Annotated in this window: 21 protein-coding genes and 1 pseudogene; 10 read left to right on the top strand and 12 right to left on the bottom strand. The window is 27.7% G+C overall.

Going from position 1 to position 23,303, the window contains the following annotated elements; genetic code table 11:
- Positions 1 to 45: 45 nt before the first annotated feature.
- The 4 genes from FM121_RS13000 to FM121_RS12985 form a co-directional block, all read right to left on the bottom strand.
- Positions 46 to 1,233: a hypothetical protein gene (locus tag FM121_RS13000; protein WP_086952618.1), complete on the bottom strand. Its 1,188-nt coding sequence runs from the start codon at positions 1,231 to 1,233 to the stop codon at positions 46 to 48.
- Positions 1,234 to 1,458: 225 nt separating this feature from the next.
- A complete protein-coding gene (locus tag FM121_RS12995; protein ID WP_233637820.1) occupies positions 1,459 to 1,812 on the bottom strand; it encodes a hypothetical protein in 354 nt (117 codons plus the stop codon).
- Between the two features lie 461 nt (positions 1,813 to 2,273).
- Complete coding sequence (locus FM121_RS12990) at positions 2,274 to 2,693, bottom strand: hypothetical protein (RefSeq protein WP_086952616.1); 420 nt, start codon at positions 2,691 to 2,693, stop codon at positions 2,274 to 2,276.
- A gap of 913 nt (positions 2,694 to 3,606) precedes the next feature.
- Entirely contained in the window at positions 3,607 to 5,118 is a 1,512-nt protein-coding gene (locus FM121_RS12985) for a primase C-terminal domain-containing protein (RefSeq protein WP_086952615.1), read from the bottom strand.
- 535 nt (positions 5,119 to 5,653) lie between these two features.
- Between FM121_RS12985 and FM121_RS12980 the strand changes: the two genes are divergently transcribed.
- Positions 5,654 to 6,562, top strand: a complete 909-nt coding sequence (locus tag FM121_RS12980) for a ParA family protein (RefSeq protein WP_086952614.1) — start codon at positions 5,654 to 5,656, stop codon at positions 6,560 to 6,562.
- Between the two features lie 6 nt (positions 6,563 to 6,568).
- Entirely contained in the window at positions 6,569 to 6,949 is a 381-nt protein-coding gene (locus FM121_RS12975) for a hypothetical protein (RefSeq protein ID WP_086952613.1), read from the top strand.
- 1,931 nt (positions 6,950 to 8,880) lie between these two features.
- Here FM121_RS12975 and FM121_RS12970 read toward each other — a convergent pair.
- From FM121_RS12970 to FM121_RS12935, 8 genes are all read right to left on the bottom strand, one after another.
- Positions 8,881 to 9,105 (bottom strand): hypothetical protein, encoded by a 225-nt coding sequence (locus FM121_RS12970; protein ID WP_086952612.1) that lies wholly within the window; start codon positions 9,103 to 9,105, stop codon positions 8,881 to 8,883.
- 246 nt (positions 9,106 to 9,351) lie between these two features.
- Complete coding sequence (locus tag FM121_RS12965; protein WP_086952611.1) at positions 9,352 to 10,947, bottom strand: putative polysaccharide biosynthesis protein; 1,596 nt, start codon at positions 10,945 to 10,947, stop codon at positions 9,352 to 9,354.
- Positions 10,948 to 11,078: 131 nt separating this feature from the next.
- Positions 11,079 to 11,687, bottom strand: coding sequence for a S8 family serine peptidase (locus FM121_RS12960; protein ID WP_086952610.1), 609 nt, complete (start codon positions 11,685 to 11,687; stop codon positions 11,079 to 11,081).
- A gap of 202 nt (positions 11,688 to 11,889) precedes the next feature.
- A complete protein-coding gene (locus FM121_RS12955; RefSeq protein WP_086952609.1) occupies positions 11,890 to 13,542 on the bottom strand; it encodes an ATP-binding cassette domain-containing protein in 1,653 nt (550 codons plus the stop codon).
- A gap of 51 nt (positions 13,543 to 13,593) precedes the next feature.
- On the bottom strand, positions 13,594 to 13,782 hold the full coding sequence (locus FM121_RS12950; protein ID WP_086952608.1) for a CLI_3235 family bacteriocin precursor: 189 nt from the start codon (positions 13,780 to 13,782) through the stop codon (positions 13,594 to 13,596).
- 1 nt (position 13,783) lies between these two features.
- Positions 13,784 to 14,029: a hypothetical protein gene (locus FM121_RS12945; protein ID WP_086952607.1), complete on the bottom strand. Its 246-nt coding sequence runs from the start codon at positions 14,027 to 14,029 to the stop codon at positions 13,784 to 13,786.
- 12 nt (positions 14,030 to 14,041) lie between these two features.
- A complete protein-coding gene (locus tag FM121_RS12940) occupies positions 14,042 to 15,076 on the bottom strand; it encodes a hypothetical protein (protein WP_086952606.1) in 1,035 nt (344 codons plus the stop codon).
- Complete coding sequence (locus FM121_RS12935; RefSeq protein WP_086952605.1) at positions 15,045 to 16,460, bottom strand: radical SAM protein; 1,416 nt, start codon at positions 16,458 to 16,460, stop codon at positions 15,045 to 15,047. The genes FM121_RS12940 and FM121_RS12935 overlap by 32 nt, the downstream gene beginning before the upstream one ends.
- Before the next feature lie 339 nt (positions 16,461 to 16,799).
- Here FM121_RS12935 and FM121_RS12930 point away from each other — a divergent pair, with 339 nt between their 5' ends.
- The 8 genes and pseudogenes from FM121_RS12930 to FM121_RS12895 all read left to right on the top strand — a co-directional run bounded on the left by FM121_RS12930 (position 16,800) and on the right by FM121_RS12895 (position 23,118).
- The gene (locus FM121_RS12930) at positions 16,800 to 17,648 is read left to right on the top strand and encodes an Rgg/GadR/MutR family transcriptional regulator (RefSeq protein WP_086952604.1); all 849 of its coding nucleotides are present in this window, start codon (positions 16,800 to 16,802) and stop codon (positions 17,646 to 17,648) included.
- 230 nt (positions 17,649 to 17,878) lie between these two features.
- On the top strand, positions 17,879 to 18,445 hold the full coding sequence (locus FM121_RS12925; RefSeq protein WP_086952603.1) for a recombinase family protein: 567 nt from the start codon (positions 17,879 to 17,881) through the stop codon (positions 18,443 to 18,445).
- Positions 18,446 to 18,502: 57 nt separating this feature from the next.
- A complete protein-coding gene (locus tag FM121_RS12920) occupies positions 18,503 to 18,802 on the top strand; it encodes a BRCT domain-containing protein (RefSeq protein ID WP_086952602.1) in 300 nt (99 codons plus the stop codon).
- A gap of 150 nt (positions 18,803 to 18,952) precedes the next feature.
- Positions 18,953 to 19,264 carry a hypothetical protein gene (locus FM121_RS12915; RefSeq protein ID WP_086952601.1) on the top strand — a complete coding sequence of 104 codons (312 nt, stop codon included), beginning with the start codon at positions 18,953 to 18,955 and terminating at the stop codon, positions 19,262 to 19,264.
- 745 nt (positions 19,265 to 20,009) lie between these two features.
- On the top strand, positions 20,010 to 20,264 hold the full coding sequence (locus FM121_RS12910; protein WP_179203878.1) for an AbrB/MazE/SpoVT family DNA-binding domain-containing protein: 255 nt from the start codon (positions 20,010 to 20,012) through the stop codon (positions 20,262 to 20,264).
- Positions 20,265 to 20,285: 21 nt separating this feature from the next.
- Positions 20,286 to 20,696: a type II toxin-antitoxin system death-on-curing family toxin gene (locus tag FM121_RS12905; protein ID WP_086952599.1), complete on the top strand. Its 411-nt coding sequence runs from the start codon at positions 20,286 to 20,288 to the stop codon at positions 20,694 to 20,696.
- A 459-nt stretch (positions 20,697 to 21,155) separates the two neighbouring features.
- A complete protein-coding gene (locus FM121_RS12900; RefSeq protein ID WP_086952598.1) occupies positions 21,156 to 21,941 on the top strand; it encodes a tryptophan-rich sensory protein in 786 nt (261 codons plus the stop codon).
- Positions 21,942 to 22,437: 496 nt separating this feature from the next.
- A pseudogene (locus tag FM121_RS12895) lies at positions 22,438 to 23,118 on the top strand (IS6 family transposase).
- Positions 23,119 to 23,303: the final 185 nt, after the last annotated feature.

Here is a 23,303-nt window from a genome sequence, read left to right as displayed (position 1 = left end):
TTCGAACAAAAAAGTAGGTAGACCACATATCGTCTACCTACTTTTTTATTTATTTCCGTTGTAATATTCCACACCTGGCATATCCGTAATATCAAAATTGTTTAAATCAACATTATCTAAAGTTCCTCCATACACATTTCCACCAGTAAGAGGGTTAGTTTGTACACTATGTTCTGTATAATTATTTTTGCCATTACTAGTATTAGAACCACCATTACTTGACGACACACTGCCTGATGATTGGCCGCCACTTGAATAGTTATTATTATTCGTTGGTGTCTCATTATAATAATTAGTTGCTGGACCATTAGAGCCGTTTTCAGTTGATGAATAGTTTTGAGTCCCATTATTTACGCTAGGTGCAGCTACAGAACTACTATTTTGATCATTTTCTTTTTTAGGTGGAACAACTGTATAAGAACCATCTTCTGTTTTCTCTACTGTTCCGCCAGTTTTTTTCGCTTCTTTTTCTGCTTTTTCTTTCGCAACTTTGTCTAAACGATTTAATTCCTTGTCAACTTCTGATAGTTTCAGTTTTAGTTTTTCTTGAACTTTTTGGTTTTTAACTGCATTTACTTGTTTAACTGTTTCATCATATTGTTTACGAGTAACCCCTTCTTTTACTTTATCTTGAGAAAAAAAGGTTTCGACAGATTTTGTTGCTTCCGACTTTAACTTAATTTGACTACCTACTATTTCTATTTCTTTTTTGACTGACTTTAACCAATCATCTTCTGTTTTAAATCCCTTCAAATCAAGCTCCACTGATTGAACATCTTCTTTAACAATTCCATCAGTTTTTACTTCATTCTCAATGATTACTTCACCTTCGAATAAGGCATTGAGTTGTTTTTGAGTATCAAGTTTGTTAGCTATTAAATCTACTTGTTGATTGGCATCTGATACCTTTTTAAGAAATACTTTTCGCTCATTATCATCTATATAATCAGCTTTAGAAAATTCTTTTAATTTCTTTAATTGATTAGTATTTTTTTCTAATTGGTCACTTGAAACATTCTTAGATAGATATCCATCTTCTATTACATATGAGTCAATACCTTTTTGAATTACCTTGAAATCAATATTTTTAGTCGATAGCTCTTGAGCTGCTTCTACACGTTGATTAGTATCATACTGCTTAAACCCAAACAAACCAACAGAACTAAGAACAATAACTGAACCGCCAATTATTAAAGCTTTTTTTCGAGTTCCTAAATTACCAAATCTTTTCAACTCACTCACTCCTATTTTTTAGTTAAGTAACAAAATTAATTAGTTCTAATTATCTTAGAATAACGTTTAACAGCATTATTCTAATTAATATAAATAACAACGTCACAATAGTATTATCATCTATTAATGCTTATTTCTCAATCTTTTTCTTAGCGATATACTTCTTATAAATTACTCTACCTACTGCATAAGCCACTAGATAAACAATAACAAATCCTGTTAAATTCATGGTCTTAACTCCTTTTCATAAGTTTGTCTATTTTTTCTACTTAAAACATATAAATCATCCCTGCTTATATATTGCGATTCTTCAACAAATAACTGGAAATCGCCATCTAAAAAAATATCTTTTCCTTCACAGTTAGCCTTTGTTTTCACGTTATCAATCACAACAGTTGTTTTAAAGTTACTTCGTGTTAACAGTGATACTCTACTGATTTCTAAAAAGCCATCTTTATCTACTAACCCATTATTCATAAGTTCATAGAGTTTATTAACGCTTAAATTAACTGATACTAAGCGATCTAACTTTTTTTTCTTTCTTGTAAAAGTTAACGTTACTTCTTTTCCAACTGTCAAAAACAGAGTTTTACAATTATTTTGACTATTTATAAAAACTCTCTCCTTTCAACATTTTATACTTTTGTATGTTGTCTATTAGACACCTTTTGTTTACTAAATTAGAAAAGTTAGAACTAAATACATTCGCAAGATTTTTACAATCGGAGAAATCTAACTCCTAAGAAGGCAGAATATTTGCTCCTTATCAATTCAATCATGATAGGTCATGGCAAATCCTTCTATGTTTTCGGCAGACACCAGTCTTATTTGTTTGCTGGTTACGATAAGCTCTTTAGTAGCCGTGCTGATAAGCTTAAAGGGGCGTTCTAAAACCCAACTAATATTCAATTAGGCGTTGTAGGCATTTGTCATTAACGCTTTACAACTAAGTTTGCTAATGAATTTAGCAAACAAAAAAAGTCTAAAATTTCATACACTAAGCAACATATCCAAGTAACAAACACAATTGTTTGCTACAGTTATTTCATTTGTTTTTCGTTCATTTCCCAATAATTTTGAATGGTTTCTTTGTATTCTTTATATCTAATTGCTTCAACCAGCACATACAACATAGACGCCTGATCTATTTGTTTTTGCTCTTTTTTTGCGTAAGACCAAACTTTGTTGTGACGTGTCGTTAACAATCGGCTGTTTTCATTCAAACGAGAAGCAACTTCGCGTCCTTTTTTGTCATAAAGGATTTTTATTTTAGAAAAAATATCTTCTAATTTCGAAGCTTCAAAATAAACACGTTTCGAACGATTTCCATTTACAAAATGAGTTGTAAACCGAAAAGCATTGCCACCTTTTCTAATTTCCCATACTTGACCATTGAATAATTTAACATCCGTTGTCACATGATGAAGCTGTTCACAAGAAATAGTTAATCCCTTTGCCACTCATATCACTAGTTCCTTTCTAGGCTTGAATTAGCGAAAATAAAACAAAAAAGAGGGAGAACCCACTTAAACGTGAATTCTCCCTCTGACACTGCTTATACCCCAACAAAAATAGATTAGATACATTTTTCACATGTTCATTATTCCTTGAATATCAATACAAAGAAAAAATACACATAAAAAGTGTCAATCTGTTATACTATTAATGTTGTGGCTATAAACTGCAACATCAAAGAGCAACTCCGTTTAGACTGGTTATAGTTTAGTCTTAACTGGAACCTATCATTGTCAATGACTCTTGAAGATGTCGATAAACATCTTCAACGACGAGACTTTGGTAGGGCTCTTTTTTTGTATAATTTTATAGTTCGACAAAATCATTACCTGTTTACAAGATAACCTACCACATTTTTAAAGTCAAGCACTCAAATAACAAAAGTTTTTTAAGTGTCTCTTAATCGCTAAGTTCACTGCTCCTTAATTAGTATCGGAAAAATTCGCTAATAGTTAATCAAAAACAGCATAATTCGTGTTCTTTTTTTCCCATTTCTTAAATAGTTAATCATTTTTAAATAAAAAGATTAACCATAGTTAAAATTATTAAATTTTAAAACAACACGCAACAAAATAACATGACATCAACTAACTTTAATAACATAAAATAAAATATTCCTCTTTACTTCCAACCTCATCCTAAAGTAAACGCTACTTCACTAAAAGACATAACGAGCCTAAAGTCTCGCCTGTAGCTTTCAGCTACCTGGTACACCAGCCGTTTTCTAAGGAAAACTCTCGCCTAAAAAATGTTGCTAAAGCAACCGGCTCACTCTTTATAAATATCTTTTCTAAACATCTAAAACCAACAAACAGGATTCTAGAATTATGTATTTGGCAGTTCGTCCATTTAAAAATATTAAGTAACTCCCTCAAATAAAAGGATTTCTGAGTGGTCTCTTGTCTCTTTAAATTCAATGTTTTTGGCAAATCGAACTAGCATAGGGCTATCCTCAAAGTAACGCTTCAGAACGTCCATATAGTGATTAAACAGGAATTGCTTTTTATTTTTTAATGTCACGGCCATAGATTTTTTAGTCGCTAATTTTGTATAGCCATTACGGCCACGTTTTGATTCAACGTAAAGACGTTTTTCTTTCTTCAGTTGACGCATTAAATCTTTATAAGAGCTTTCAGGCATACCTAGAGCTTTACAAATTGTTTCTCGGTCTGTTTGAATATATGGTCTTGCGGAAGATGTTTTTTCGTTGATGTAGTTAATTAAATCTTCAGCCCATTCTTTGTAGTGAGATTTTTGTCTTTCTTCTCTAGGTTTTGCGTGTTTTACCCATTTTTCACGTGCCACACGGCCATTCTGACGCACGCTAGGATTATAAGTTGAACCAGTATACAAACTAAGCAATTCCTGAATGAACTCTTTACTTGCTCCAGTGTATTTTCCACTGTACGCAGACTTAATAATTTTTACCACTTCAGAATCTTTTAAACTAGCTGAATGACCGTTAACGTCTTTCAACTCAGAATTAAACTGATCCATTTCATCGTAGCACTCTTCAAAAGACAAACCACTTGAATAGCAAGCCAAAGAACAAGTGAAAATAGTGTTATTTCGCCCTATTTCTCCCTTGTTACCTCTGATTTTGGCTGTATTCATTAGTTCTCTATACCAAGATTCGTCAACTTGTCTGACAGTTTTTGCCTTTTTCTTTAAATCTAAAGTGAATTCAAAACTAATTTTGTCCTGATATTTCATGGACCAGTTCATTAGCTGCTTAAACGAATAAACAAAGTTTGGTTCAAAGTGAATCAAGTTTTGTTTTGTAGGCATTCTAAAGATACCGAAGTGATTACACGTCACGTCGATACCAGGTAATTGTTCCGCAAAAGAACGTCGTAAGTTGCTTGAGATCAACTTAGCCACGTTTAATGATTTATAATTATTGGCAGATGAAACAAACATCGGTTCTTCCAGCACGTAGTAAACATGGTAGCCTTTAGGTGTTTTTAAAATAGCTGTTGGTAGTAGTTCGTCTGTATCAATACTTGCTATCATCAAGTCATTTAAAAAGTTAGGATTGTTCGTATCAACATCTAAAACAAAGCAATTCAAACGAATTAAATTATCTTCAGAGTGGCCATAAACAGATTGTTTGTGGTAACCACCGTATGAGAAAATATTAGGAGTCCAATGTGATAATTTCTCTTGATTCTCAAGAACACTTTCCAATGAACTCATGATAAACCCTCTTGAATCAGTCATATGCTCTTTGGTACGAAATCCAAAGACAACACCCTGTTTGTCTTTAACAACTGGTGTTTCTTGAATATATTTATGACGACTATTTTTAGTTTTGTACGTTGTTAGTCCGTTCTTAACGATCAATTCAATTAATTTTTCAGCTTGCGACATCCTGATATCCTCCCTTCTAAAACCTAAAAAAGAACCCACTCATCCCTTAAAAGATGAATCGGTTCTAAAAAAATTGGAAAAACAGGCTTACTTTTTAAAAAAGAGTATAGGAAATAAGCCTTTTTACCTTGATTTTTTTCGAAAAAATTGCTATTATCAGTGTAATAAATATAGATAAATAGCAGTTCTTCCAAAGAACCGTAAAAAAGTAATTGAACTTAGAAAAACAGAATTCCCGTTCTGATTGTCTAAGTTTTTTTATTTTGGTTTTAAATCTATACTAAAAAAAAATATTTGTAAAGCTCTACTTTACTAATCATTTTGACTAGTAAAAGTATTTCACACTAACAAAATATCGTATTTTTCTTAAAAAGTAAACATTTTACGGGTTCTCAATTATAATTTACAATTTATAAAATATAAAATATAAATTGTAATTGACATTAAAAACGTTAGTGGTACAATAATATAAACAACTTTTATAAATTGCATTTTATAAATTACATTTTATAGTTTATAACCGAGGAGGATATTTATGGAAATTAATGCTGAATATTTAGAAACAATTACAAACTACAGAAATGTATTAAAACGACCAATTACTGTAACAGTAGCAAATTCAAAGGGTGGAGTTGGAAAAACAACTATTATCAGATATCTGTCTTACGTTCTAGCAAAACTGGGTTTTAAAGTTTTGGTAGTGGATGCTGATCCACAAGCAAATACCACTAAGACCATGTTATTAACAAAAAACTATTACTCAGATGATGATGATATTTACATTTTGGAAAAAACTATGATGGCTGGTATAGTAGAAAAGGATTTAAGCGGTTTGGTAGTAGATATTATTGATAATTTATATTGCATACCTTCACATATCGACTTCAAAAATTTTCCAAAGTATTTAACACGTTTATATGGCGATTCAATAGAAGGTTTAGATTCTAATTACTTAGAAGTTGAACAAAATAGAATTAGTGTTTTTAAAAATTTAATTTCTCCAATAAAGAATGATTATGATTTTATCTTGATTGACACACCGCCAACAATGTCAGACTTTACTAGAAATGCCACTTACGCATCTGACTATCTTATCATGGCTTTTCAGACTCAACCTGATAGTTTAGATGGTGTCAAAGATTACATTAATGAAGAATTAACTCCATTAATAGAGAACTTTGGATTAGAAACTGAAGTAGTTGGTATTTTGCCAAACCACTTAAGTAAAGGGTCAATTGATACAACAGTTGTTGATGATGCTGTTGAAATGTTTGGAGAACAAAACTTCTTTAATAAGATCATTCCATTTACCAAAAGAGTTCAAACAACACCTAGGACTGGTTTAAACACAGATACATACTGGGATGAAAAAGCATATAATGAAGTTTTTGAACCACTTGCAATAAACTTTTTAGAAAGAGTAATGATGTTTGAAGGAGAATAATGAAAAATGAATAATAATACTAAACAAGTAGCTGGTTTTAATAAAAATAGAAAACCTTCTAAAGAGAGAAAAGAAGTTCCTGAACCACAAAGCGCTTTTACTGCTGGAAATAAAGAATTATTAAGTAATATTACCGTTGAAGAAGATATTTTAAAAACGAACAACAAATCACTTGGAATTCCTGCAATAGTTTGGTGTGAATATATGGCATTATTAGATACTACAGATAATGATTATACATATGAGCTTTTAGAAGAGCTTATTCATGAAAGAACTAGTAGATTTAGTTATGACGAGAAACAAATTTATGATAAAAATTTATCTAGAAAAATTGAAAATGAAAAATTTAAATTAGAGAAAAAAATCGAGAAAAAAAAGAAAGCTTAAAGGCTTTCTTTTTTTACAATTTATAATTTATATTTTATAAATTGTAAAATCTCCTTTCTAATAATTAAAGTTGATAATCAATTAATATAGTACTATTTACTTTTTATGATTTATATTTGCTGTAAAATATAACAAAGTTTCCAAAATATTAAATCAAGCAGTCCTACTTAACCTACTAAAAGGTGAAAAAATATTTTAAAACCAATTTTATAATTTACAAAATATAAATTATAAAAAGTAAATTATAAATTATAATCATTTAAACTAAAAATATATAATTTTTTCCAAAAATCAGATCAGTAATAGTACGTCAAGATATTGTTTAAGATATAATATGATTGAGTTCCCATTCATTATTTATAATTTAATCAAAGTGTTTTATAAAAAAACTCATTTCTAACTTCTACTAATTAAAAATCAATTGACTTTGATAGTTCACTATTAAAAGGTTTAAATAGATTTATCAATCCTAAATAATTTAAAAGCATTAGAATCATTCTCTCAGCACCTAATTTAATCAAAAAATAGAGAAATTAGTTAAATTTTGATGCTAATTATAAATAACCCAGAAAAAAATAGTTTTCAATTGTAACTTAAGTAATCAGTAAATTTATAGGAATGAGGACCGTTCTTAGTAATGATGTTAGTTGCACAACTCTCTATCAATGAATTAAAGACTATAGTAAGTTTATTTACAGATTATAAATAAAAAAAGATTATTCATTAGGAAGAGTTTAAAGAATCAACCCTATACTAAAGTAAAAAAATATTTCGGTAATATTGCAAAAAGTGTGGCAGCTAAAGATTTATTTTGAATATACGTATTTACAAATTGTTATTTATAAATCACAATTTATATTTTATAATTTATAAAAAAGTTTTTGACTGTAATTCAATACTAATGACAAACTAAATATAACCCCAATACCTTCAACAAATTCATATTTAGGGGTTGAGGGCATGGTAAATATTGCAATAAAAGTAGCACCTTTATAGCCATTTTGAATTGATCAAACAGAACAAATACATATTGTGTTCGTTCTTATATTTACACACTTGTCAATAGTTTATAGTTCGTTGCGATTTCTCTAATTGCCTTTTATAATACCAGCTACTTTTCACTATATATATTTGTGTAAATTCTAAATATAATGCTGCTTATCAAATGAGTAGGGGAGAGTTTGTTAAATTGAAAAAGTAACAAATTGGTTATTTTAAAATATATATGATATAATTTATTTACAAAGAGATAGTGCATGATATTAATGCCAAAAGACCAACAGCTGGCGGGCTGTTGGTCTTTTTTTACGTTCTATATAGATTAACGGGCAGGCTTACTGTCATCGTTGTCATTTCGTTCAAACCATTTACAAATATAATGTGCGGTTACATTTGCCGTAATCGAAATGAAGAGCTCTAAGAGATAATACATGATATAGCCTCCTTTCTTGCTGAAGATTTCAGCCAAAAGGAAGACAGCTTAATTATTATAACATATCCATTACCCTATTATTATGGGTAACAATCATATGTAGAAAATCTCATTAATTCTAGAAGGTAAGTCTTTTCATTTGATAACGCTTTCTTTTTATGGTATAAATTAAGTGTAAGGAACGATAAATTCCCATGATTAGTTTTTAATACTTAAAGTTTATTGTTGAATCAAATAGTGAACGCAGCAACTTAAAGGGAAACTAATTAACACGTACGAAGTAGGTTACGTGTTGGAGGATTAAGAGTTCTAGAAGTAAGATCAGAAAGGCGTGGGAATTTGAAAAAATCCTTACTAATAATTAAATGACCTATCAAGTGTGAGTAAACCATTCGACTGTTAAACGGAATGACTCGAAAAATCCTTGATAGGTCTATTTTTTTTAGATAAATGTTCTCTCAAACTATCATAGTCGCTTGGGAGCCGATTAATAACTTTTTTATTTTATTCTAGGAACTAATGAACTAACCTTTTCAATTCCTAAAAAATCCATAATTTCTAAAATATCATTTATTTTAATATCATTGCCATCAAACTCACCAGTATTATACATGCTATTAACAATTGATTCTGATATACCTGTTCCTTCAGTAATCTGTCTAACAGTTACATTTTTTGAATCAGCAAATTCTTTTAAATTAATTTTTTGCATTGCAGTATTCATTCTTTAAAACTCCTTTTATCGTTATTTAATCACCTGGTTAACATAGTGCTTATCCTAATTTTTATGCATTAATCATTCTCAATACTTTATTTATTATTTTAATTTACTAACATTAATTTTGGTAACAGTATAACAATCTTTTCTTATTCTTTCTTAAAACTCCTGTTGGCTTACACTCATTTTTCTAGATTCTATATACATTAAAGAAATAATTTAAAAGATAGATTACTGTCGCAGGTCATAAACTTAAAAATATTCTTTTAGCTTTAGATAGTAATTATGGGCAGTTTTTCTAAAAACAATTCCGCAGTATACAACTACTCCAATGCTCGCAACAATAATAGAATAAATAAAGCTCGATAACCACGAATTTATATCAAAGAATTGACGTAAGCTTTGAGCAGAAACAAAACAAATAATTCCCATTATAAAACTCCCAAAAATAATTCGAATAATATTCGAACGAACGTAATATAATGGTTTTATCTTATATTTACCAGTTAATCTTCTATAGGCCAATATCGTTACTAATCCAAATGAAATGACTGAAGCAATGTTTGCTCCATAACCCTCTAAATAATAAATACATGGTATTTGTAATATAATCTTAACTAAAATTCCAATACAAAAATATATTAACGCTATACGATGTTCTCCAAGAGACTGTATTATAGTAAATACAGTGGCAAATAAAGAAAAAATTATGGCTGCTACAACTGCTACAACTAAATAATTACCACCTTGTCTATCAGGACCAAAAATAAGACGATAAGCTGGTTGTGATAGTATCATGAGGCCTATGGACATAGGTAAAAGCATCATCAAGGTCATTCTCAGACTATCAGCAACAGCTCTCTCTAGCTCATATTGATTTCGACAACCAATTTCAGCAATTAATGGTAATGAGGCTCCTCCAACAGAAGCAGCCAATGCTATAATTAATGCAGTTAGTTTATTAGGATTTGCAGAAGATTGGCTAAATAGAGACTCAATAGTCCTTAAAGTATAATCCCCTTTTATAATTAGTAATTCTTTTAACATTAGCTGATCAATTAACTGTGTTACTGTAATTGCAGAACCAATGATGACAAAAGGAATTGACTCCTTCACGATTGAGTTAATCAACTGTTTAGTTGAAATTGACAGTACAGGCAAGCTATTAGTTAATTTAACTTGATATATCAAACGTCTTTTATAGACATAAAAAATAAGATATATAAGTGCTAACATCCCACCTATAAATGAAGCAAAAGTACTTAGTTTAACAGCTTGAGCAATGTTATCATTTTTTATCTGTAATATAAAATAAGTAAATCCTAAAATAAATATAATCCGACCTAATTGTTCAAAAATCTGAGATAAACTAAATGGCCTTAAATCATTGTTTCCTTGAAAGAATCCCCTAAAAACACTTAAAATTGGTATAATTATTAAAGATGGACAGAGTGAACGTATACATAAAATAGCATCCTCAACATTATTTACTGGACTGTTTTGAGCTAAAGTAGGAGCTAAAATATACATCATAATAGCGGATATGATTCCTGTAAAGGTCATTAGTAATCCACTAATTTTTAAGACTTTAAGGCTGGTTCGAAAATTATTCCTCCCATTATATTCTGCCACTTGTTTTGCAATAGCACTTGGAAATCCAGCTGTCCCTAATGTGAGAAACAAAGCATACGGTACATATGCTACATTATACAAAGCTTGAGCTTCTAACTTATCTTGCTGGCTTCCCATCATAGCTAACCAAGGTATAATATAAATAATACCTAATATTTTTGATGTAAGATTAGCAAAGGATAACCAAAATGTTCCTACTAATAACTTCTTTTTCATTTTTTGAGCTCCTGTAAATTTTTTTATATTTTATACCTAATTATAGTCCACATATGCACATAATAATAGATAACTTATTTATTGTTTGAACCTGGTTAGCATAAATACTGTTTTATTTCTAATACACTGAATTAAATCTCAGTTCTTTTTAAATATAGATTACACAAATAAGCACATGCATAACTGTTATCAGTAATTCTATAATAATTATTCAAAACATTTAACTTTTGATTTAATCCATATCTGACAGAATAATTCACACCTATTTTTTTTGACACAGTAACTATTTTTCCAGATTCACTTTGTTGTGTTTCGACTCCAATAACCTGGGGGTGACAACAAGGGTAACAAAATTTATTATTATTAGACATAGCAGCAAATACTACAGATTTCTTTGTTACTTTATTTAAAATATAATGTAATTTCATTATATCCTTATACTTTATAGTACCTAAACTTAAATTTATTACATCAATATTATTTTTTATACACCATTTTAATGCTTTTTTAAGCTTCTCTACAGAAGTAGTATTCTTATCATCCAATACAGGTAAACAATAAAAGATAATATTTTTATTGTTTATTAATTCTGATGTTATCAAGTCTAAACAAATATCACAATGAGAAGGGGGGGGATAAATATCAGTATTCGTTAATACTTGATCATTAAATATATCAATGTGAATAACTTTGTAAAAAGAATCTTTATTAAACTGTGAATCTATTATTGCTACTTTCATGAGTTTCTCCTTATTAAGTTCCATTAAAATAAAAGTAAATTTATAAACATTCCATTTTTTATAAAAAGATTAACTAAAATAATTCGCATTTCACTCTGAAGTCTTTTTATTCGTATTTCTTACAACCATACTTTATATAGAATTTGTCTCTACTACAAATTCTATATTCTTACATAAATCTTTATTTCATTATAGAATCGAATTAATATTTAAATCTTTTCAGATCATTATAATTTTCAAAACAATAGGCATTACTTTTTTGTATCAAAATTATTTTTTTGAAATTTTCTAATAGATCATAATCATGTGTAACTAATATTACGGTGTTATTCTCATTTTTATTGAATATAAGATTTTGATAAATATTCATATAGTCTTTTTCGATATTTGAAGTTGGTTCATCCATTATTAATAAATCCTTTAATAAAAGATTATATTTCGCAAGAATTATTTTTTGTTTTTCTCCACCTGAGAGTTTCTCTCCATTTTCACCAACAGCGTAATCAAATCCCTTTTTACTGATAATATTTTCTAACTTTAAATCTGAAATTAAATCATCCAACTGTTTTTTATTTCTTTTTCTAAAAAAATATATATTGTCTACAATAGAATAATTAGACATTGGTGAATTTTGTTTTATAAATGATATATTACTCCAGTATGTATCCATATCTAATTCTTCTATATTAATATTATTTATCTTTATACTTCCGCTAGATGGCTTTATAATACCCAAGATTAATAAGAGAATTGTTGTTTTACCAGAACCATTTCCACCAATTAAAGCAACTTTTTCTTTCGATTCTATCTTAAATGTAATATTACTTAAAATTTCTTTTTCAGAACTTGAATACGATACATCCTCAAATTCAATAGTTTCTATGTTAGAAATACTTTTCTGGCCTACTTTTAAAGTGTCATCTAATAATACATGCTCTAGTCTAGAATAAGAAGGTTGGATAGACTTTAATTGGATATATATATTAGATATTACATCTATAGGATTAGAGACATAACTAGCATATATAGTCACACTTATTAAAGTACCAATATTAATACTCTTTATGGAAATTAAATACGCTCCTATAATATATATAGATATTGTTGTTAATTCATCAATATATGAATTTATATATCCTAATAGTTCCAAAATTAACGATTGTTTGTTTTCTAATGTTACTTTTTGGTTTAATAGCTTAGAATAATAATCTTCAACACTTTTTTTCACCTTAAATGAGCGAATGTCCATGATATGGTTAAAGATACTACCAAAAAACTTATACCAATTTTCTGAAAGTTTTAAAATATTTATTTGATTATTTTGAACGTCTCTACTGAATTTACTAACTAAAAAAAATTTAGTGAGTGACAATGTTATCACACAAATAGTTAATAATATGTTCAGTCTAAATAAAATAATTATACTTCCTATACATAAAAGTATATAAACAATAGAACTGATTAAATTAGAACTAAATAAGGATGTAATACTTTCTACATCTTGCTCAATAGAATTGGTTAATTCAGTCATATTTTTGTTAGAAAAAAAGGTATTATTTTTTAAATAAATCCTATTATATACTTTCTTTAATAGATTAATTTTTAATTTTTTAACAATTTTTAATCTCACTTTTTCTGACAAAAAATTACATATGACTATTAGACTTAATACTACGATAGAAATTAGTGATATATTAATTATTTCTATCATATCTTTACCTTCGTTTGTATAATTAATTATTTTACTGATTATTGAAGGAATTATTAATCTTAAAGAAGTAGCAATTATAATTATCAAGACTAATATTTTAAAAGAGATACTTCTTAACTCGTCTAGTAATATTTTTTTTATCATACTTTCCTCACTTATATAAATAAAACCTCAGAAAAATCTGAGGTTTCTTTCTTATTTTTTTGGTGACCAACTCATTCCTGTCGCTAAACTTGATTGTTCACTTGATGCTGTTCCTGTTCTGTTACCAGATTTTGTCCATCCAAAAAGACAACCACAGCTACAAGAAGTTTTACAATTACAATTACAAGCATAAGCCTCTATGGAATTGTAAACAACGTCTCTTTTTTTTCCTAATTTCATATTATTTTCCTCCTTTCTTTTTATTTATCATAAAGTTAATACCTTCTAAAGTATTAAACTTATAATTAATTAAATCTTCCTCTAAGAAGTTTATACTAAGACTTTTTTCAAGTTCCAGAAACAAGTATGTTAAATCAATTGCTGATAAATCTAATATTTTACCTGTTAAAGGTAAATTTTTTATTTCATCGTAAATATAATTTTTATCTTTTATTTTATTTAGAATAGCGCATGAATTGTTTTCCATTATGTTTGCTCCTTATACTATATGTAAATAAGCAGTTAATTGTTTTAAGCATTCGTCTACTATTAAGTCGTATTTAAAATCCTCATCTATAACTTTAACTGTTTGATGACTAGGTTCAGCATTTATTTTTTCATCATTATTTCTATATTTAATATTCTTTGTTTCCGAATAATCAACTATATCCAAAAATTTATTTACTAATAAATATTGATCTACTTTGATATTTAGCCGAACCTCAAAAACATGAGATAATTTTTTTATCAATTCATTAAAATTGACATCTAACGTACCTAGGAATAAAAAATAATCGAAAGTTATAGATTGAGATATAATATATGAAGATACACCATAGTCATCAACTATATCATTAGAAAATTTGATTAATGAGTTAGGTATATCAATAAATATAATATCGGGAGCGTACTTATTGTCTAATTCTTCAATAAAAGAATTAAGTAATTTTATTGAATTAAACAGGGGAAACTCATGCAAAAAGTTTTTAGGAAATTTGAAATAATTATTCAATAATTTACAATTATTATTTTCACTTATAACTACAACATTTAACCCTTTTTTTGAAAATTGCTCTATCAAATTAAATAAGTGTTGACTAGTATCTAAATCTTCAATTTGCTTTCCTAATCCAATAATTGTAGCCTGAGGAACGTATAATTTATCTCTATTAGAATCAAAATTAAAGGGGAAATTTTCAATATATTTCACATGCAAAGATTCTATTCCTATTTCTTCAAATGGAGAAAGAAAGGTTACTAATTTATTATGAGAGCTCGCTTTGTTTACCAACTCAATAATCTGTTTTTTCATGTACTGTATTTCTTTTTTGTCCAATATATATATATCGTTAACATCTTTCATAAATTTATTATAATCTGTGCTATATATTAAATTCGGATAAATTCCTGCATCAGGCTTCTCCCACTGCTCAGGACTAATTACAACAAAATTTGTATCTAAATAAGTTTTAACTAAATGTTTAATAAACAATGTATCGGATTCACCACAAGGATAGAGGATTATTCTCTTCATGTTTTCTCTCCTTTAAGTATAGATTATTTAATTCTGAAATAAATATAGCGTTCTTTATTATAGAATACGCTCCATTTTTTGTATCATAACATTGAGCTAGTTTTTTCTCTCTTGATATTACACCATTGTCATCACATAGTTTTACGCAGTGATTGCATAATCTAAAAGCCCAACAGTTTTTACACTCATTTTCAGTTAATGTTGCAATATTTAAAATTCTACTAGACTTACACATATTCATACCTTCAGATAAGTTACCTATATTCATAAAGTCATTATTTTCACTTATCCTTTCACAAGGGAAAAACTCACCATTAACATCTACAAACAATCTTCTTTGTCCTGGTATACAAGGTCCTGAAGGGGAAAAATTTTCATCTAATTTATCATAATTTAATAAAAATCTTTCATAATCAGTTTCTATTAGCAATGGAGTATATTCGGTTATTTTAGAGGTATCTTGAATTTTAACTAAATGAAAGTAATTTATAATTGATAAGAACTCGTGATACCTGATTTTTTCAATAAAATCATCGCTATAAATATTTTTTTCCTCACTAAAATCATCATCTATAACCTCCGCTCGTAAGTTAATATCTTTTAATAATTTATTTTTAAATAAATTATTGATTTCATCAAAATCATTAGAAGGATCCATCACCATGTTAATTGACAATTTATTTATTAAAGTTTTACCATGTTCAGATATTGCATCTGATAAGTATTTCATTATTAAATCAAATGAGCCTTTGCCGTTTTTAAAAGTCCTATGTTTATCATGAATCTTTTTAGGACCATCTAAACTAAGTGTAATACTGAAATCATTCTCTACGAGGAAAGCCATTATTTTTTTATTCCAAATTGTTCCATTACTTGTTATGTTAAAATTTATATTTTTTCCTAAAAAAACAAACTTTGCGTACTCAACACATTTTTCCATTAATTTAAAATTAAGTATGGGTTCTCCACCATAAAATGATATTACTACTTCATCTGTTGACTTACTGTGTGAATAAAAAAAATCAATAGATTTTTTAGCTACATCCCAACTCATTCGTTTGTTAGTATGAGATCTCTGTGAGTTTAAATCACAAGAATAGGGACAGTATGAACATCTGAGATTACATTCCTGAGTTATTTGTAGAATAAGTTGATTCATTCCTGAATTTAAGTGATGCTCTAGATTCCTTGTTTCAGGGTGAATTATCTTTTTTACAGTATTTTCTTTCAGCAATCCTTCTTTTAATAAAATGCTAATCTCTGAACTATTACTAAAATCTTTGTTATTAATTTTTGTACATATATTTTCAGATATTTGAATAATTTTATTAGTATTAGTATCATACAAGTACGGAGAGTTAGGCGATTCAAGTGTTAGATACATATTTTCATTCCTTTCTTTCAAGTTCAGATTGAAATACAACGCTTCATAACAGTGATTATTGTCAAACCCGAATGTGAGAATAATCACATTCGAGTTGATAAAAATAGAACTTAAATTAAAATATATAATAAGAGAGCTAATCAACTTATTAAAAACCAATTCTAATTATATTAGTTCATTTTACCCACCAATTATCCATATTATGTTTGAAAATAACAATAAACTCATTTTAACACCTCGTTTTATTCTCTTTTCTCTATAAACTACTATAACTTGTGTTATTATTTAAAACCATAGTGTAAACTATAAGTACATTTTATTATAGAAAGAAGGATTCATATGGCTAACGAAGGATATACTTTTAAAGAAATACGAAAATCAAGAGGACTTACACAAGATGATATTGTAAAAAATCATATATCAAGAGTAACCTTATCAAAATTTGAAAACGGAAAAATGGTGTTATCAATGAGTAATTTTAAATATATTCTCAATGCTGTTGATTTAACTCTAGAAGAATTCGACTTTATAAAAAATGGTTACTCTTATGATAAAAAACAAGATATAATCACGAGTTTCAATAATTTATTTTCTAATACAAACAATGAAATTAATGATGAAATAATAAAAAAGTGCGAAGTATACTTAAGTGAAAACTGCAGTGTTTCCATTAAGTGTATTAAAAATGTAATGTATATGTTGAACTTTTTAAATAATTCTTCAAATGAAAAGGTTACTTGTTACACCAAAATTTATGCAGCAGATATTTGGAATGAATTGTCCGTTATAGACAACTGGACACTCTTAGATATAAAAATAATTAATTGTTGCCTACATTTTTTTGATAAAAAATCATATTTAACAATTAGTGATATGTTAATAAAAAATTTAAATAAATATAAAAATTTTTCAAATATTATCTTATTAGAAACATCTGTATATTTGAATCTAACCATATTATTTCTTATGAATAATGAATTAAAACAAGCAAAAAAATTCTCATCCCTCTCTTTAAGTAAGTCTTTAGAAAGTAAAAGAATTGATTATATATCTTTATCTATGATAAGAAATGGTATTATTTGTGATAAAAATTCTCAAATTGAAAAAGGTTTAAGTTTAATAGAAATATTAAACAATAAACAGTTACTAGAACAAATTAATAAAGAAATTGCCTATTTTAGAACCTAATCTTTTAAAAAGAAGAAAAATTTCAGAATACTAATAACTTTAAAAATATTATGGTCTTGAATGTAAAAACGTGTCCAGTAAATCACCATATACTGGACACTTTTTATTTTTTACTTTTTTCGATATATTTTTGACACTTTAATGTTCATTAACCCATTCGCTAATCAACGTTCATTAATTGCTATCTAATTAAGTTATGTTACAATAAATTTAACAAGGAGCTGACTTTTATGAAAATTGGATATGCAAGGGTTTCAACAGGATTACAAAATTTAGATCTTCAGGAAGATAGTTTGAAATCTGAAGGGTGCCAAAAAATTTTTACAGATAAAATTAGTGGTGCAAAAAGTAAAAGACCTGGATTGGTAAATGCAATTGATTTTGCAAGAGAAGGGGATACAATTGTTGTTTGGCGATTAGACCGTCTAGGAAGAAATATGCAAGATTTGATTACTATTGTTAATCAGTTAAATGACAGAGGAGTCAGCTTTTATAGTATTCAAGAAAACATCACTATGGATAAGTCTAGTTCGACTGGCCAACTGATGTTTCATTTGTTTGCAGCATTTGCTGAATTCGAAAGAAACTTAATACTTGAACGATCTGCAGCTGGGAGAGAAGCTGCAAGAGCAAGAGGACGATTTGGAGGTAGACCAGAAAAACTTACTTCAAAAGATGTTGAGCTTCTTAAAACTTTAGCAGATAGTGGAACTCCAATAAAAACTATCGCAGAAAGCTGGAATATTTCTAGAACTACTGTATACAGATATCTCAATAAAATTGATAATCAAAAATAAAGTAAAATCATTTGCTATATAATAGAAGAAACATGTCATTAAAAAGGGATGATTTTGATGAATATCAAAAATGAAACGGTTGTATTTACTGGAACTTTAATAACGATGAGTAGAAAACAAGCACAAGCATTAGTTTTTTCACTTGGTGGGAAAATACAGAAAAATATTTCAAAAAGCACTACTATTTTGGTAGTAGGTAATTTACAAGGTGATTTATTTACTGAAAAAGTTTCTTCTAAGAAAATAGAAACAGCGATAAAAATTAATGATAAACAAGAATCTATTAAAATGATTGATGAAAAAACTTTTTTCTCTTTAATTAAGGACAATTTGTATTTATTACATAGTAATTTATAGTTTATAAAATAAGTACAAACACGATAGTCGAAGAACTATTAGTTGTCTCCAATGTGTATCGGAAATTTATTTTAATAAATTCTACAAAATAGTATTAAACAAGTACTTATTAAAGAAAATAGCAATAATTTACGAATTGGAGGTGGGTATATGGTAGAAGTTAACGAACTATTAATGGATGGCCAATTGCAGGTAAATACATTCTTTGGTGGGCAACTAAAGACATCAAAATTATATACAGATTTATTGAGTAATAGTAGCTATTCTAAGGTAAATTTACAACAACTTTTGAAAGATGCAAGGAGAGTTGAAACTGATAAGCATACTAAAGCTGATCTTATGAAAATGATAAGAGTTAACTATAACCATTTCCAAAATAGAGACGTAGTCAATCAATTAATGGCAGAATATGGTTTGGATGATGCTTCCTTTAAACCTTTATCTGAAGTAGTCGTACCCTAAGTGCATTGTTTACCACGTTATGATTACTTTGAATATCATTGGACAAAATAAGCTCTAAATTTTTATATAAATTGATGAATTAAGAATCTATCGTTAAAATATAATGAAATTTTTAACGATAGGGGAGGGATGGATATGTCTTATAATGAAATTTATAAATCAAAATAAACAACAGTTACTATTGAGCCTGTAACTCATAAAGCTGTTTCCTCCATAACCACTCTTTTTTATTAATAAAATAGTCTGATTCAGAATCAAAAATTTATATTTAAAGTAATATCTAAACTAATAATACTAAGCTCTCGGAAAACAAATTTTTCTAAGAGCTTTTTATAAACCAAAATACGAATAGTCCATATTTAAATAAAAATTTCGCGATTAACTTTGATACATTTCTTCAAAAATTACTGCAAGAGGATTCTAATGCTTTTTAACACAGAACTACTCACCTAAACTTTCTAGAATCGCTTAAAACCCTTCTCTGAACACTTATTTTTAGTAGCATATTTGAGTAAAATTTTTATAAGTATATACAAAATATTAAACATATACATATTGACAAAGATATACTTGAGTTGATATACTGTTTATAGTATTAATCTAATGTTTCTATAAAAAATTTTTTAAAAAGAAATATTAGAGGAGCATCATGGCAATATGTATATATATAAGATAAGATACGAAAGGAGATTTCTAAGTTAATTAGGAGGAATTAAAAATGGACACTAGGATAGGAGGTAACATTATGATTAATACTAAAAATATTGAAGAAAAATCGACTGCTTATAAAATTAGAAAATCAGGTAACAGCGATATTGTTACTGTCCCATCAATTGTTAAGGATACATTAGGAATATCTGAAGGTGATTTGGTATCATTTATAGTGACTGAAGAATCTGTAACTATAATAAAAGAAGAACCTAAATTAGATGTGGACCAAATCATAGATGAAGTTATGAATCAATATGATAGTCTTTTAAGCAAGTTGGTTGAGCTTTAAAACTGAAGGAGTTTGCAACCAATGAATTACTTAAGCGCAAAACATGTTATTAGTATAAATACTAAATCGATTATTACTTATAGTAAAGAAGAACAAATTGGAATAAAAGACGCTTCTGCATTACAAATGTCTATAGAACAACCTAAACAAGAAGTATTCGGGGAAAAAATATATCCTGATATCTACAGTAAAGCTGCTATATTATTTATTAATTTAGCTACTAAACACTGTTTTTTCAATGCCAATAAAAGAACGGCTTGGACAGCGATGATTGTTTTTCTAAGAATTAATGGGAAATCTACTAATTTTCCTGATGAGGTAGCTATAGAGTTCACTTTAGATGTTGTTAATTCAAATTCTAATGGTGAGGAATTTGATTCTTTAAAAGCCAGAGTTATCGATTTTTTAAAAGACTCAGCTTACATAAAATAATAAAAAACAAGTGTATACAGATATTTCTGAGCACTTGTTTTTTATTGAAATGTAAAGAAAGTTTTTTATCAAAAGACATTCACAGATGATTACTTTAAGGTATTTAATAATTTTTAAATAGGTAATCAATCATCTTAGAATCATAAATTAATTATTCCTTTTTCATCATTTGGTTTACATAAGATAAGTTAAACAAAGCTAAATATAATCTTAAGCATGATAATTTGATATGAAATTACCTTAAATTTCTAAAATCAGTTTGCTAAAATTTTTTAACTGCAAAAATTGATTTACGAATGACATTATGAAAGACACTCTGTTATAATTATATATGTATTAATAAAATATACGATTACACTCAATTCTGACTTCATTATTATTCATTAATATCTTTTATTGTTAAACAGTTATTTTTTAATTACATATTTTAATTACATAATATTGGAAGGAGATAGAAAAATGGTAGAAAGAAAAAAAGCAATTGGGAATTTTATCATTTTGATAGGTACATTATTAATCAATTCACTTGGAGCAAGTGGTCAAATTAATAATTATTCTCAAAAAGAAGTTTCAGATAAATTTCCAACATTAATAACACCTAATCCAGGCACATTTAGTATTTGGGGTATCATATATATGTTTTTAATTGTATCTATTATTTTGATGATAATTAAAAGTAATGATCTTCAATATAAAAAAATTATTAATGCTATCACTTTAAAGTTTTGGATTGCAAGTCTATTTAATATATTGTGGATTATTTCATTTTCATATTTACAACTAGAATTATCTGTCTTATTGATATTTGGGCTTCTAATTTCACTATTATCAATATTAAAGAGTATAGAAACTTTTAATACAAAAAAAACATTACTCCTTCCCATAACTTTCGGATTCTACGCAGGATGGATTTTTGTTGCTACTATTGTAAATATATCAGCAACCTTAGTCAAATTGAAATGGAACAGATTTTATCTTTCTGAAAATTTTTGGGCTAGTCTAACTTTAATAGTTGCTGTTATTTTAATTTATTTGATTACTTTAAAAATTAAAAATGCTGTATTTCCTTTACCTATTGCATGGGCCTTTTACGGTATTAATAATCAATTACAATCTTCTAATGTATTAACAAATCAATACATGATTTTAAAATATATAGCATTAGGTGGAGCAGTCGCTTTAATTATTATTGCTATATATCAGTTTTATAAAAATAATTATAACCTTATTCCAAGTGTTAAATAAAGTAATTTAATATAATTAGTTTGAAAAATATATATTTAGCAGACTATACAATTACATTTGATTAAATATTTATAGAAAAAGAGAGAGTATATCTCTCTTCAGATTGAAAACAAACTAATTACTCTTAAGAGTAATTAGTTTGTTTTTCGTTTAGAATAATGATAGCAGATTTCTAGGATGAGCTGTATAAATTAGAATCCAATCTTTTTGGCTCTTTAATTTAACTTCTTTTCTATAGTTTACCAAGAAAAAAGACAAAGTATAAGTTTAATAAATACTTTGTCTACCATCTATGTTTACTAATAAAGAATAGCACTAACTGCCTCATCACCCGTTTCACTCTTTAATATTATTGGTTTAATATTCGATTTCAAACGAGAGATTATCAGTTGATTATACTCTATTGAATACCCATTTGTTTTTTCGGTTCTGTTGCAAAGTTTTCCAAATGCTTTAGTTTAAGTTAAAATCAGGAAAAATATTTAAGAGCTTTCAGATGACTCATTTTAAAGGGAAACAATTCAAAAAAGATATTATCACGATAGCCGTTGGCTATTATTTGAGATATAACCTGAGTTATCGGGAAATTTCAGAAATCATGAATGACCGTGGAATTGATGTTTGTCACACAACTATTTATCGCTGAGTACAAGAATACAGTCAGATTATTTACTGCTTATGGAAGAAAAAAAAGAAGCATATTGGTGACTCATGGAGAATGGATAAAACCTATATTAAAGTAAAAGGAAAGTGGCACTATTTATATCGAGCCATTGATTCTTCAGGCTTAACTTTAGATATATGGCTACGAAAAAATCGAGACAGTCAGGCTGCCTACTCTTTCTTTAAACGGTTAATTAAACAATTTGGAGAACCTAGAGTAATGGTTACGGATAAAGCTCCTTCGTTAAGTTGCGCTTTCAATCGACTTAAATTTGAACATCTATTTACCAAAACAGAACATCGAATGAGTAAGTATTTGAATAATATCATTGAGCAGGATCATCGACCAGTAAAGAAGAGGAACAAGCTATATCAGTCCATAAGGACTGCCTCAACTACGATTAAAGGAATTGAAACGATACATGCTTTATATAAAACTAGCCGAAGAGACGGAAATCTCTTTGACTTTTCAGTGACTTATGAGATTAACCAATTATTAGGAATTTCATCATAGAATTAAAACAATTAAGTAAAAGTTTTTTTCATTTTAAACTTTGCAACAGAACCATTTAAATAACTACTTTTTTCTGAAAACATATAAATGATAAGTAGATTTAAAATCTTGATAATCTATATAATTATCTCCTGAATAATTCATAGCTTTAATTCTTTGGTACATTTTATTGAAATATGTATCAC

Source organism: Vagococcus fluvialis bH819, from assembly GCF_900163795.1.
GTDB lineage: Bacteria > Bacillota > Bacilli > Lactobacillales > Vagococcaceae > Vagococcus > Vagococcus fluvialis_A.
Note: the sequence above shows the minus strand (reverse complement) of the source record. Positions and strands in the feature narration are given on the sequence as shown.

Excerpts from the sequence above, each read along its gene's own strand:
- FM121_RS12980 (WP_086952614.1), top strand. The coding sequence starts at position 5,654 with ATGGAAATTAATGCTGAATATTTAGAAACAATTACAAACTACAGAAAT.
- FM121_RS12930 (WP_086952604.1), top strand. The coding sequence starts at position 16,800 with ATGGCTAACGAAGGATATACTTTTAAAGAAATACGAAAATCAAGAGGA.
- FM121_RS12940 (WP_086952606.1), bottom strand. The coding sequence starts at position 15,076 with ATGAAGAGAATAATCCTCTATCCTTGTGGTGAATCCGATACATTGTTT.
- FM121_RS12935 (WP_086952605.1), bottom strand. The coding sequence starts at position 16,460 with ATGTATCTAACACTTGAATCGCCTAACTCTCCGTACTTGTATGATACT.
- FM121_RS12960 (WP_086952610.1), bottom strand. The coding sequence starts at position 11,687 with ATGAAAGTAGCAATAATAGATTCACAGTTTAATAAAGATTCTTTTTAC.
- FM121_RS12900 (WP_086952598.1), top strand. The coding sequence starts at position 21,156 with ATGGTAGAAAGAAAAAAAGCAATTGGGAATTTTATCATTTTGATAGGT.
- FM121_RS12915 (WP_086952601.1), top strand. The coding sequence starts at position 18,953 with ATGGTAGAAGTTAACGAACTATTAATGGATGGCCAATTGCAGGTAAAT.
- FM121_RS12910 (WP_179203878.1), top strand. The coding sequence starts at position 20,010 with ATGATTAATACTAAAAATATTGAAGAAAAATCGACTGCTTATAAAATT.
- FM121_RS12945 (WP_086952607.1), bottom strand. The coding sequence starts at position 14,029 with ATGGAAAACAATTCATGCGCTATTCTAAATAAAATAAAAGATAAAAAT.
- FM121_RS12920 (WP_086952602.1), top strand. The coding sequence starts at position 18,503 with ATGAATATCAAAAATGAAACGGTTGTATTTACTGGAACTTTAATAACG.
- FM121_RS12985 (WP_086952615.1), bottom strand. The coding sequence starts at position 5,118 with ATGTCGCAAGCTGAAAAATTAATTGAATTGATCGTTAAGAACGGACTA.
- FM121_RS12965 (WP_086952611.1), bottom strand. The coding sequence starts at position 10,947 with ATGAAAAAGAAGTTATTAGTAGGAACATTTTGGTTATCCTTTGCTAAT.
- FM121_RS12905 (WP_086952599.1), top strand. The coding sequence starts at position 20,286 with ATGAATTACTTAAGCGCAAAACATGTTATTAGTATAAATACTAAATCG.
- FM121_RS12970 (WP_086952612.1), bottom strand. The coding sequence starts at position 9,105 with ATGAATACTGCAATGCAAAAAATTAATTTAAAAGAATTTGCTGATTCA.
- FM121_RS12955 (WP_086952609.1), bottom strand. The coding sequence starts at position 13,542 with ATGATAAAAAAAATATTACTAGACGAGTTAAGAAGTATCTCTTTTAAA.
- FM121_RS12950 (WP_086952608.1), bottom strand. The coding sequence starts at position 13,782 with ATGAAATTAGGAAAAAAAAGAGACGTTGTTTACAATTCCATAGAGGCT.
- FM121_RS12925 (WP_086952603.1), top strand. The coding sequence starts at position 17,879 with ATGAAAATTGGATATGCAAGGGTTTCAACAGGATTACAAAATTTAGAT.
- FM121_RS12975 (WP_086952613.1), top strand. The coding sequence starts at position 6,569 with ATGAATAATAATACTAAACAAGTAGCTGGTTTTAATAAAAATAGAAAA.